Source organism: Pseudomonas sp. Marseille-QA0892, from assembly GCF_054950135.1.
On sequence record NZ_CM143104.1, the window covers coordinates 3,294,587 to 3,307,262 of the forward strand.

Here is a 12,676-nt window from a genome sequence, read left to right on the forward strand (position 1 = left end):
GGGCCTTTATGCTTCGGAGGCCCATGCATGTCTGCGTTTTCCGATTTACCCATGGTCATCGAGCCCGCCGATCTCGCTCCTCTGCTATCGGAGCCCGACCTGATTCTCGTCGACCTGAGCAGTGCCGACCATTACACCGCAGGGCACTTGCCAGGCGCCCACTGGGTCGATTATCGGCGCACCCAGCAGGGCCAGCCTCCAGCGCCCGGGCTTTTGCCGTCCAAGGATGCAATCGAAGCTGTGTTCCGCGAACTCGGTCATCGTCCCGACGCGGTCTATGTCGTCTACGACGACGAAGGTGGCGGCTGGGCAGGCCGGTTCATCTGGCTGCTCGATGTCATTGGCCACAGCCGTTATCACTACCTAAATGGCGGCCTGCATGCTTGGAGCGGCGAGGCGCGCCCCCTCACTCAGGACGTGCCGACCGCAGCCTCGAGCCCTGTCAGCCTGACACTGAGCGATGCGCCGACCGCGACGCTCGATGACATTCTCGACCATCTCGGCAAAGACGACCGTGTCATCTGGGATGCACGCGGACCGCTCGAGTACAGCGGAAAAAAGATACTGGCAGCGAAGGGCGGGCATATTCCAGGTGCAATCAACTTCGAATGGACCGCCGGAATGGACCGCACGCGCGGCCTGCGCATCCGCGAAGACATGGCCGAGCATCTGGTGTCATTGGGCATCACCCCGGACAAGGAAGTCGTGACGCACTGCCAAACGCACCATCGTTCCGGGTTCACCTACCTCGTAGCGCGCGCGCTGGGGTACCCCCGCGTCAAAGCCTATGCCGGCTCCTGGTCGGAATGGGGCAACCATCCGGCCACGCCCGTCGAACGCTGAGCGTTCACGTCGACACAGACAAGGACCATCATGACCTTCAAAGATCGCCTGTTCATCTTCAGCCAGTACATCACGCCGCACCATCTCCTCTCGCGCGCGGCCGGTTGCGTCGCCGAGTGCCGTGTTCGCTGGTTCAAGAACGCCTTCATCAAGGGCTTCATCAACCATTTCCAGGTCGACATGCGCGAAGCGCGCGTGGAAGATCCAACCGCCTACGAACACTTCAACGCCTTCTTCACCCGGGCGCTGAAGGATGGCGCTCGCCCCCTGGACCCGGCACCGGAAGCGATCGCCTGTCCTGTCGATGGCGCAGTAAGCCAGCTAGGCACCATCGAGAACGGCCGGATTTTCCAGGCCAAGGGACATAGCTTCAGTGCACTGGAACTGCTGGGCGGAGACGCCGGCCGCGCCGCGCCATTCATGGGCGGCTCGTTCGCAACGCTTTACCTGTCGCCCAAGGACTACCACCGGGTCCATATGCCCATCAGTGGCACGCTTCGCGAAATGGTATATGTCCCGGGCCGTATCTTCTCCGTGAACCAGGTCACCGCGGAGAACGTACCGGAGTTGTTCGCGCGCAATGAACGCGTCGTGTGTATCTTCGATACCGAGCGAGGCCCGATGGCCATGGTACTGGTAGGAGCGATGATCGTCGCAAGCGTCGAGACGGTCTGGGCAGGCCTGGTGACACCGCCGAAACGCACGCTGAAAAGCACCCGCTACGACGAAGCGGCACGCGCCCCGATCCATATCGAAAAAGGCGAAGAGATGGGCCGATTCAAGCTCGGCTCCACTGTCGTCATGCTGTTTGGCCCTGAGCAGGTCGCCTGGGCTGAAAACCTCGGCCCGCTGGACAAGGTCGTCATGGGTCAGACAATCGCTCACAAGCGTACCGGTACGCTTTGATCGCTGCGCAGGGTGCGCCAGGCACCCTGCTTCCCGCTAGATCGTCCATCGCCCGGAAATGCGAACTTGCTCACATGATGGTAGAGTGCCTTCATCCTCAGCAAGCGACCCGTCTTCAGCGCCATGGACGAGCCTACGCCTTACCTGCGTAACGCAGCGCCAGATCTCACTGCGCTCAGCTTTAGCAACGCCACGCCAGAGGCTTTGGGTGACTGGCTGGGCTCGCTGCCGCGCCAACAGATTGGTCCTTTCGCCCAAAAGCTCTACCAATCGCTCATTGAGTTGAATCGACTACAGGCGCCTGCCTCGGTTCGCTTCTACCTGCTCGAACGCCTGCGCCCCGAGGTACAGCTTGCCTGCCGCCAGCTCGATCAGTGGATTGCCCGCGGCGGCGTGCTCGATGAGCGCGCGCGAAAGGCAATGACGCTGGCCCAGGGCCTACAAACGCACCTCGCCAGCGGTTACAAGCGAATTGCTACGCAACCCCGTGCTCCCGAACGACCCTCGGACCTCGAGGCGACGGCATGTCAACGCACGCTTCGCGTTCTACTGGGGCCATTGCTGCGAACGGCCGGGCTTTATACCCAAGCTCCGTCTGGGCTTTGGGTGGAAGCGCACAGCCTGTATCAATGGGCGCATCAGCAGGGTTTGCATCAGACGACAATCACCGATGCACAACATGGCGGCAGCGCTCAGACCATAGAACAGGCCTATCTGACATTGCTTTTGCTGGGCTGCGCCCGGACGAACCAGCTTCGTCCGGGCGCGATCATTGCTCTGGCCGCCTGGCTGGAAGAACATGCTCACCTCGCAGGGCTAAACCCCTTGAAGCCTTCCGGAGCTCGGCTGGTCGTGAGCCTCGAACAGGACGCTCCGCCACGCGAGCCGTCCCTTCATGCAAGCTATTGCCCAACCGACCTTGCACTTGATCCGCACCGGCTTCTCACCGCACTCGGCCACGCACAGGTTCGCTCGGGGCCGACAGGGCTAACGCCTGATGTAGTAGGCCATCTGCAACGCACATGGGGTGACAACCCCGTCCGTACGTTCAACCGAACACCGGCTCAGGGCAGCCTGAGGTGCTGCATTGGCATGACGGCCATTCACACGTTGCTGGCGGATGGGGAGGATTTTGCGAGCCAGTTGCGGAAATCGTCTACCTCGCGCACTGCGCGCTACCGCCTCGACAATGAAGAGCCGGACGTCTGGGCCAGCGTGCTCAATACCGAAAGCCCGACTGACTGGCTTGGCCTGCCGTCGCAAGAGGTTCAATACCCACGCGACGATGCATCTGACGCAACGCTTGATGATGACGTCATCCTCCATGAGCCGCATATCGTCAATCACAGCCCAGGTGGCTATTGCCTGCGCTGGCCCGGAGATGCGCCTCCAAATCTTCAGGTGGGTGAACTATTGGCTATCGACGACCGCCGCCAGGGATGGGGAATTGCGGTCGTACGCTGGCTCAACCGGCGCACCGCTGACACGCGTATCGGTGTGGAAATGATCGCACCGCAGGCCCGCCCCTGCGGCTTGCGAATGATCTACAAGGTCCGCCAGGACGTCGACTACGTGCGCGGCTTGCTTCTTCCCGAGATAAAGGCGCTCGCCCGGCCGGCCATGCTCATCACGCCACGCCTGCCTTTCCACGAAGGCTGCAAGGCAACGGTCAATCTCCAGGGTGAAGAGCGTCGGGCGTTGCTTCGTGAGCAGCAAGGGGTCACTGCGAGCTTCGGTCAATTCACGTTCGAATGGCTGCAATCACTACCCGAAAGCGCGGCCCAGGTGAAGACGGACCTCGACTACGACCCCGGGCGCCCCATTCAGCCTCCCGCGTCGTTGCGCTTCTGATGTGGTGGTCCTGTGGTGTGCAATACGCATCACATCACCGGCGAAGCGTGTGTCAGGTACTTTGACGGGCAGGTCAACTCTCTGTAGATTCGGACCAAGCACTGCCGACCCGCTAGGCGGTCCGCTGTCCCGGGAGGCCGTTTCACAAAAGCCATGGCAATCGAAAAAAACACCGTTCGGCTGCTTATCCTCGAGGATTCGCAGAACGAAGCCGAGAGGCTCGCAAGCCTCTTTCGCAACAATGGACGCGCCACGCGCCTCCACCGTGTGTACACCTCTGAAACCCTGAACGATGCACTGAGGCAGGACTGGGATCTGTTGATCGCAGCGCCGGAAAGCGAGCATCTGCCGACGTCGGAAGTTCTCGCGCATATACGCCGTTTGGGCAAGGACATCCCGCTCATTCAGCTGGTCGCCGACAACGACTCCGACAGCATCACTGAGGCGCTGATGCTGGGCGCCCAGAACGCCGTTCCGCAATTCGAGGACGAACGCCTCCTGCTCATCGCTATGCGCGAGCTCACAGCGCTGGAAGATCGCCGCGGCAGGCGTGCCGCCGAAGGCGCCCTGCGTGAAGCGGAAAAGCGCTGCGAGCTGCTCCTGGACAGCTCGGTCGATGCGATCTCCTATGTCCATGACGGCATGCACATCTACGCAAATCGGGCTTACCTCGCCCTGTTTGGGTATGAAGACGCAGAGGACCTGGAAGGCGTCCCGATGATGGATCTGGTCGCTTGTGACGACCAGGCAGACTTCAAGGATTACCTGAAGAACCCGCAGGCTTGCGACTCAAAGCCTGAACTGACGTGCCGTGGCCTGAGCGCGACCGGCGACTCCTTCCCAGCCCGTATAGGCCTGTCGCCGGCTACTTATGACGGTGAGCCCTGCATTCAGATCGTCATACGTGCCGAAAGCGAAACCGCCGAATTGGAGGAGAAGCTGCGTGAAATCAGCAGTCTCGATCCGGTCACCGGCCTGTTCAACCGAAACCGGTTCATGGAGCTGCTCGACGGCGCCGTCACCGAAGGGCATGCCTTCAGCACCGCGTACCTTCGTGTGGACCAGTATTCAACGCTGCTGGCCGATATCGGTATCGCTGGCACCGATGCCCTGCTGGTGGAGCTCGCCGGGTTCATTGAACGCGCGTTGCCGGAGGGCAGTCAGATAGGTCGCTTTGGCGACGATGCCTTCGCCGCGGTTCTTCCAGGGGACGGCACCGTCCACAAGGCCAAGCTCGAGGGCCTGCTGACCCAGGTCGAGGGGCAACTTTTCGAAATACAGGGCCGCACCGTTCAAGTTACCCTGACCATTGGCCTGTCGGGTATCGATGACAAGGTACGACGTGCCCAGGACCTGATCGACCGCGCGCTGCGCTGCGCTGACGAAGCCAGCGGCGGCAACCGCCTCCAAGCGTATGATCCGAGTGAAGCATTGGCTGCAGCAGCCGGGCGCGGTGATCTGGTCGCCATGATCCAGCATGCGCTTACAAACGATCAGTTCCGGTTGCTGTTTCAACCTGTCATCAGTTTGCGAGGCGACAGCGCCGAGCACTACGAGGTCCTGCTGCGCCTGCTAAGTCAGAAAGGCGAAGAAATCACCCCGGACGTATTCCTGGATGCCGCGCGGCAGGCTGGCCTGACGACTGATATTGACCGCTGGGTGATCCACAACGCGGCCCAATTGCTGTCGGAGCATCGCAGCCGAGGCAACAATACGCGCCTCTTTCTCCACCTCTCGGCTGCCAGCCTCCAGGATGCGTCGTTCCTGCCTTGGCTTACGCAGACCATCGCCCGGTTCCAGCTCGGGCCGGACACCTTGATCTTCCAACTGCACGAAGCAGATGCGATCACCTATCTCAAACAGGCCCGCGACCTGAGCGTTGGCCTGACGGCACTGAATTGCCACCTCGCCCTGAGCCACTTCGGGGAGACCATGAATCCGTTCAACACGCTGAAGCATCTGGATGTGAAATTCGTCAAAATCGACGATAGTCACGTCCAGGGGCTGACAGAAGCACATCGTCGCGATGCGTTGAACGAGATGCTCGTCAACATTCATTCACGCGCCAAGCTCAGCATCGTTCCAAAGGTAGAAAGCGCCAGCATGTTGGCTACTCTGTGGCAAGCCGGCGTCAACTACATTCAGGGTTTCTATCTACAGGAGCCGTCCCACTCGATGAGCTACGACTTCTCGGCAGACGAGGGCTAGCGGGGCTGGCAGCCCAGCCCCGTGTACGTCAGACAATGTCGTTCTGCTTGCGGTACCGGTCGTGCACGCCGAGCAGGTAAAGCACACCGTCGAGCCCAAGCACGGTGATGGCCTGCCGGGCCGACTGGCGGACCAGCGGCTTGGCTCGAAACGCAACACCCAACCCGGCCAGCGCAAGCATCGGCAAATCGTTGGCGCCGTCGCCCACAGCGATCGTTTGCTCCAGATCCAGCCCGGCATCTTTTGCCAACTGCCGTAGCAGATCCGCCTTGCGCTGGGCATCGACGATAGGCTCCACCGCTTCACCGGTCAGCTTGCCATCGACGATCTGGAGCTCGTTGGCAAATACATGATCGATACCCAGGCGCGCCTGGATTCGCTTGGCGAAGTAGGTAAATCCGCCGGACAGAATGGCCGTGGTGTAACCAAGCCGCTTGAGTTCAGTGAAGAGCGCCTCTGCACCCTCCGTAAGCTGGATCTGCTCGGCGATTCCCTCCAGTACCGTCTCCGGCAGCCCCTTCAGCAGGGCCATACGCGCCTTGAAGCTGGCACGAAAATCCAGTTCCCCACGCATGGCGCGCTCGGTAATCTCGGAAACCTGTTCACCCACCCCTGCCGCCTTGGCGAGTTCGTCGATCACTTCAGCCTGGATAAGCGTGGAATCCATATCGAACACCGCCAGGCGACGGTGCTGGCGGTAGAGATCATCCTGCTGTAGTGCCACGTCCAGCTCGAACGCGGTACCGGCTCCAAGCAGGGCTTCGCGAAATGCCTTCGGGTCGTCAACCTCGCCCGCCAGCGTAAGCTGCAGGCAAGTCCGCGGCGCATCGAGGGAGAACGGGAGCGACAGCCGCTCGGTTCGCTCGATATTCAGCCCCGCACGCTCGGCCAGGGTAGCGATATGCGGTAACGCATCCATTGGCATCGCTCGCCCCGCCACTGTCAGTACCTGACGGGACTGCTGCTTTCCAGCCAGCAAGTCTAAACCGCTCTCACCGTCCAGCACCGATACATTGACCTGTGCATCGGGCCGCGCCGTGCGAACGGCGTCCATGACGGCCTGCGCCGCATCGGGGCCTGGCATCTCGGCAACGATACTGATGTGCTCCATACCGTGCAGCTGGCTTTGATCGAAGTCGAGAAGCCTCGAAACAGCCACGGAGGCAGCGGAAAGAAGGTCGGCGAATGAACCTGATTGGCTCGGGCAGCTGATTTGAATCCGGACAATCACGTGTACAGTCCTGTACCCAATGAAAAAGGCTGCCAGTCTACCAGCCTGATTCGGCGCCGACAGGCAGGCGAGTGCCGTTTCGAATCGACCGGCGGTGCATGACAGGGATGACGGGCGGTCCCGCATCAATGCGGGCCTTGCACGTGCGAAATGCCTACCGCCGCACCTTTGCCACCCCAAGGCCTGTCGCTATACTGCGCGGCATTCCATCCCGAGAGAAGAGCCGCGCTCTGTGAACCGGCCTGCGCCCGTCAAGTCCGACAATTTCTTCGTCCTCCTCTTCAACGCTTTGCGGCAACGTCGCGTACCGTTGGCACTGCGGATTGCATTCCATAGTGTGGTCCTCGTGACACTGGCACTGGCGATCTACGCCTGGGTCATGGGCATGCAGTTCAAGCACGCCATGGAGCAGCAGGCCGACGCCCTTGGCCAGAGCCTTACCGCGCAAACCGCGCAGTCCGCGACGGATCTGCTCGTTGCCAACGACGTCATCAGCCTCAACGTTCTTCTGAACAACCTGGTGCGCAACCCGCTCGTGGCCAACGCGGCAATCTATAGCGTCGACAACCGGATCCTGGCGGAGGCTGGTGAGCGGCCACAGCGAAGCCTCCTGCAGGACAAGGACGGCGTCTATAGCACTGACATCACCTTTCAGGAGGTCATCGCCGGGCACTTGCGCGTGTCGCTGGACATGAAACAGTTCCAGCAGCCGATGACGATCAGCCTCCAGAGCATGGGCATCCTTAGTCTGATCCTGCTCGCCCTAGCACTCACATTGAGTTTGCGCCTGGGCCGCCATATCTCCACTCCTCTACTGCAAATGCGACTCTGGCTTCGTGACCCGGATGACCCGGCGCCCGGAGCCGGTCGCATGGATGAAATCGGTGATCTGGCACGCCAGCTTCAGCACCGCCTGGTACCGCCGAAGCCCGAAGCCGACGAAGAGGACGACGACCACGCATTCGAAGAAGCGCCGGTACCGCGTGCGGCATCGACACCTCGCCCGGCGTTCAATCTGGATACCCGCCACGACCGCGAGAACGACAACGACTTGCAGACACCGGCGGTGAAACCTGCCGCTCGCGTCGCACCGCCCAACCCGCCATTGCGTCCGGCTGCACCGATGCCTACACCGACGCGAACCCTGTCGGATGGCGACGATTTCGACTTCTCGATGGACGACGAAGACGCACCGCTGAGCAGTGGGTTCGATGACGATGAGGCCACCGGCCAAACCGCCGCGCTGGCCATTCAGTTGGGCGCACAGGATCAGCTTCGCCGATTGCCGAAAGCACGTCTGGTAGATTTGCTTGAGCGCTACCGGGGTTGCCTGGAACGGGCGGCAAGTCTGTACCAGGGCGAAGTCCATACCTTGGGCGACGGCAGTACCTTGATGCTCTTCCATCGCCACGACAGCGACGACTACCTCACGCATGCGATCTGCTGCGGTGAGTTGCTGCGTGCCCTGGGGCACGCACTGCAAGTGGAGGTGGCCGACAGCGGTATCACGCTTCAGCTACAGCTGGGCCTTACGGTTGGCGATGACATGCGCGGCCTGGGCCAGGCCGAATTGCTACTGGACGATACCGCTCAGAATGCGCTCGCGCTAAGCCAACACAGCCGGAACCTGCTCCTGCTGGAGCGCGCCGTGGCCGATGACCCTCTGGTACGCCAGCGTGCGCGCATTCGCCCAATTGCCAGTCCCGAAGGAGCCAGTTGTGTCGAGCGCCTGCTCGAACCCTACCCTTCGCTGCTGGAGCGTCAGCTGGTACGCATGCAGGACGGCAACGGGCACTAAGCGCGCTGCCACCGGTTGATCAGGGCTGCCACAGCACCGGGTCATCGCTCAATCGGCGATCCAGGAAGTTCGCCGCGCTAATGAGCGCAAGATGGCTCAGCGCCTGAGGCGTATTGCCCAGGTGATCCCCTTTCAGGTCAAACTCCTCCGCATATAGCCCCACTGGATTGCTCAATCGCAGCAGCTTGTCGAAGGTTCGGTGCGCCTGTTCGATGCGATTGGCACGCGCCAGACATTCCACATACCAGAACGAGCACGCAACGAACGCTCCTTCCTCGCCTTCGAGCCCATCCGGGCTATCTTCCGTCAGGTATCGCCGGACCATGCAATCCCTGACCAGCTTTCGCTCGATCTCCTCGAGCGTCGCCAGCCATTGCGGGTCGGTCGCCGAGACGAAGCGCACGAGCGGCATGAGCAGCATGGCCCCATCGACCGCGGTACTTCCCTGGCGCTGGACGAAGTGGCCACGCTCGGCATTCCAGAAGTTTTCGTAGATATCCATATAGATCGCCGAACGTGTCTCGTTCCAGCGTGCGAAAGGTGCTGGCAGGGAGCGTTTCTCCGCAAGGCGTATTGCGCGATCGAGCGCGACCCAGCACATCAGGCGCGAATGCAGATAATGAGACTCCTCCCCCCGCATCTCCCAGATGCCAATGTCCGGACGATCCCAGCGTTCACACACCTCATCGACAATCTCGGTTACGCGCGTCCAGCCATGGTGACTGACAGCTTCCCCGTACTTGTTTGATAGATAGACTGCGTCGAGCAACTCACCATAAATGTCCAACTGAACCTGGTCATGCGCGTCATTACCGATTCGAACCGGGCGGGAGTTCGCGTATCCCGAGAGGTGCGTCAAGGATTCCTCGTGCAGATCGGGGTGGCCTTCAACACTGTACATGACATGCATCGCCTGCGAAGTATGGCAATTATCGTCAAGCCGATCGGCCATCCAACGCATGAACTGTTTGGCCTCATCCGTCAGGCCAAGGCGCATGAAGGCGTAGACGGTAAACGACGCGTCACGAACCCAGGTGTATCGGTAGTCCCAGTTCCGTTCGCCGCCCAGGTGTTCAGGCAAACCAAAGGTCGCCGCCGCGAGAATGGCTCCTGTTTCGCGATGCGTGAGAAGCTTCAGCGCAAGGGCCGAGCGTTCGACCATGTTGCGCCAACGCCCATTGTAGTTCGACCGGCGAATCCACTGACGCCAGTACTGAACCGTGGCATCGAGGGCCTTCTCGAACGCTTGCGGCTCGGGTATCTCGCTATTCGTACCCGCCAGCTGGCAGTACAAGGTTTCGCCCCGCTCCAGCGTCACGGAGAGCTCGGCCGCGCCCTCTTTTATCTGTAGAGGCTGACTGGCTTGTAATTTGAGGGTCGGATGCCCTTCCGCTTCGAACAGGACGCAACCGTTCCCTTCACGGGCTGTTGTGTCCGCCCGTGCATAGTCGTGCCTGGGCATGCAGTGCAGTCGGATGACGGCTTTCCCACTAACGATCGAGACCTTTCGCATCAGGCGCGAAGGTTCTCCATCCACCGGCATGAAGTCCGTTATTTCAACGATCGCTTCGTCGTCCGTCCAGCGCGTCTGCAACACGTTTGTGGCAGGTAGATAGATCTGTTGGCGGCGCGCGTCGGGCAAATCGGGAGCAAGTTCGAAGTCGCCCGCCTTGGGGGTATCGAGCAGTGAAGTGAAGATCGATGGGCTATCAAAGTGGGGCCAGCAGTAGAAATCGACGGTGCCGTCGTCTGCGACCAGGGCAGCTGTTCGCATGTCGCCGATAACGCCGTGTGCCATGATTGGGCGCTGCTTGGGATGTTGGTCAGCCATTGTCTCGGAACCCTGGGTAGTTGCTCATACCGCCATCGATGAACAAGGTCGTTCCGACGACGTAGTCGGACAGGTCGGATGCCAGCCAGACGGCGGCGTTAGCCACATCGTCGACATGGCCGACCCGGCCATAGGGAATGAGCTTCAGAAGGTGCTCCAGCGCTTCCCCTTCGGTGCTTTCCGCATTGATTGGTGTACGTATCGCGCCCGGCGCAATGCTGTTGACGCGGATCCCGCGTTCGGCAACTTCCTGGGCCAGACTCTGCATCAGCATGTCCACGCCACCTTTCGACGCGGCGTAATTCACATGGCCAGCCCAAGGGACGCGCTGATGGACAGAGCTCATGTGGATGATCTTGCCTTTGGCCCGAGAAACGTCGGGCTGGTGCGCTTGCTTGCCGAACTGCCTGATAGCCGCCTGGGCGCAAAGGAATTGGCCCGTCAGGTTGGTATTGATGACCTTGTTCCAGTCGTCGAGGGTCATGTCATCGACGGACGCATCGCGCTGCATGCCCGAGTTCGCGACCAAGATGTCCAGCCGTCCGAAGGCATCGACCGTTTCCTTGAACATCCGCTCGACATCATCGAGCTGACCGACGTCCGCCCCGACGGCGATGGCGCGACCGCCGGCGGCGATGATCTTCTCGGCCAGTTCCTGCGCCGGTTCACGGTGGGAGTGGTAGTTAACGGCAATGGCGGCGCCTGCGGCGGCCATGCGTTCGGCAATCGCAGCACCGATACCGGAGCTGCCGCCTGTCACCAGTGCAACCTGGTTGGCGAGAGAAACGTGCATGGGTCGATCCTCTTGATCAGGAGTAGAGGGTCGACCCGCTCCGCTGTAACGGAGTTCAGCGCTACCTGCGGATGGGCTCCGCAGGTGGAAGGAAGGTTAAAGCGTGTTGTCGTTCAGGCCGGCATACAAACGGGTCAATTCGTTGAGCTGACGGAACAACGAATCGGCATTGACCGCGACGATGTTGGGCATGAATTCTTTAGCGGAGAACGCTTCGCTGACGAACATCCAGCGCGCTTCGGTCTTGCGCAGCGACTTGGCAATCGCGTCATTTGGCGCACCTTCGGCCTGAAGCTCAGCCAGAATCCCTCCAAATTCCTTTACCGATGCGTCGAACGCATCGTCCAAAGGCGCCTGAACACCCCATGCACGAGCGATATAAAGCAGCGCGATACGCTGGGTCAGAACCCGGTTCCAGCCACTTCGGTTGATTGAATGGGACGCCGCATCACCGTTGTGCTGCTCGAAAAGGTCAGTTACGTGCTGACACTGTTTCACCAGCGTCTCAGCGGTAGTGAACACTTGTACCGCACCCGTCTTGGTTGGCGCGCCCATTACTTGGCCCCGGTAAGTCTGCCAAGTGGTTCCGACCTCATTCAAGGCGGCGCGTATAGCGTCGTTCGGCGCGTAGGCCACCAGCTTCCGGTGATGGTCCTCGAACAGCGCCAGGGTCTCCTGGCGCTGTCGCGTGGCGACGTCGGCCTTCACATCGGAACCGATCATCATGTAATCCTTGGCAAGAATCTGCCCCAGGGTGCGCTGCAGGCCGGCCATATTCATGGCTTCGAGCGGCGCCATATCGGCGCGGCAAACGCAGGCAACGAGAGATAGGCCAACCAGCAAAGAGCGAATACAGCTTTTGAAAGACACGAAGGTTCCTTGAAACGGGATATGGAGAGGTAAAGGCAGGCAACGATGCCTGAAAAAGGGGCCGCGTTCCGCGACGGCTCGGGGCGGCCATCAAACGGGCCCTGGCGTAGTGGCCGGGCGAAACGAGCGGTGCGAATTCTAGCCGAACGCATCCCCCGTCGGCTGACCAGCCAGTCACAAGAATGCACCGCCTGCCCGTCACAAGCGGAACCGGTTCACAATTTCGAAAAGTTATCAAAGGGCCGACTCCTCGATGCGCCGAAAACACACCCTCACGTTCGGTTGCCTTGGGTGCAGGGTAACCCGTGCCGTTTCGCTTGTGGCCACCACTCGCAGGAACTTCCC

Annotated in this window: 8 protein-coding genes and 1 pseudogene; 5 read left to right on the top strand and 4 right to left on the bottom strand. The window is 60.9% G+C overall.

The window, feature by feature from the left end; genetic code table 11:
* Positions 1-27: 27 nt before the first annotated feature.
* The 4 genes from ACY8D3_RS15320 (at position 28) to ACY8D3_RS15335 (ending at position 5,808) form a co-directional block, all read left to right on the top strand.
* Positions 28-843 carry a rhodanese-like domain-containing protein gene (locus ACY8D3_RS15320; RefSeq protein WP_462379655.1) on the top strand — a complete coding sequence of 272 codons (816 nt, stop codon included), beginning with the start codon at positions 28-30 and terminating at the stop codon, positions 841-843.
* A gap of 30 nt (positions 844-873) precedes the next feature.
* Positions 874-1,749 (top strand): archaetidylserine decarboxylase, encoded by an 876-nt coding sequence (gene asd / locus ACY8D3_RS15325; RefSeq protein ID WP_462379656.1) that lies wholly within the window; start codon positions 874-876, stop codon positions 1,747-1,749.
* A 123-nt stretch (positions 1,750-1,872) separates the two neighbouring features.
* Positions 1,873-3,600 carry a molecular chaperone gene (locus ACY8D3_RS15330; protein ID WP_462379657.1) on the top strand — a complete coding sequence of 576 codons (1,728 nt, stop codon included), beginning with the start codon at positions 1,873-1,875 and terminating at the stop codon, positions 3,598-3,600.
* A 153-nt stretch (positions 3,601-3,753) separates the two neighbouring features.
* Positions 3,754-5,808: a GGDEF/EAL domain-containing response regulator gene (locus ACY8D3_RS15335; RefSeq protein WP_462379658.1), complete on the top strand. Its 2,055-nt coding sequence runs from the start codon at positions 3,754-3,756 to the stop codon at positions 5,806-5,808.
* Between the two features lie 28 nt (positions 5,809-5,836).
* On the opposite strand, the pseudogene serB reads toward ACY8D3_RS15335, so the two are convergent.
* Positions 5,837-6,739, bottom strand: a pseudogene (serB, locus tag ACY8D3_RS15340) (phosphoserine phosphatase SerB); the annotation flags it as partial.
* 532 nt (positions 6,740-7,271) lie between these two features.
* Between serB and ACY8D3_RS15345 the strand changes: the two are divergent.
* The gene (locus ACY8D3_RS15345) at positions 7,272-8,837 is read left to right on the top strand and encodes a histidine kinase (RefSeq protein ID WP_462379659.1); all 1,566 of its coding nucleotides are present in this window, start codon (positions 7,272-7,274) and stop codon (positions 8,835-8,837) included.
* Positions 8,838-8,856: 19 nt separating this feature from the next.
* On the opposite strand, the gene ACY8D3_RS15350 is transcribed toward ACY8D3_RS15345, so the two are convergent.
* From ACY8D3_RS15350 to ACY8D3_RS15360, 3 genes are all read right to left on the bottom strand, one after another.
* On the bottom strand, positions 8,857-10,668 hold the full coding sequence (locus ACY8D3_RS15350) for a glycoside hydrolase family 15 protein (protein WP_462379660.1): 1,812 nt from the start codon (positions 10,666-10,668) through the stop codon (positions 8,857-8,859).
* Positions 10,661-11,461, bottom strand: coding sequence for a 3-oxoacyl-ACP reductase FabG (gene fabG / locus ACY8D3_RS15355; protein WP_462379661.1), 801 nt, complete (start codon positions 11,459-11,461; stop codon positions 10,661-10,663). The genes ACY8D3_RS15350 and fabG overlap by 8 nt, the downstream gene beginning before the upstream one ends.
* A 96-nt stretch (positions 11,462-11,557) precedes the next feature.
* A complete protein-coding gene (locus ACY8D3_RS15360) occupies positions 11,558-12,331 on the bottom strand; it encodes a type IV pili methyl-accepting chemotaxis transducer N-terminal domain-containing protein (RefSeq protein ID WP_462379662.1) in 774 nt (257 codons plus the stop codon).
* Positions 12,332-12,676 lie beyond the last annotated feature (345 nt).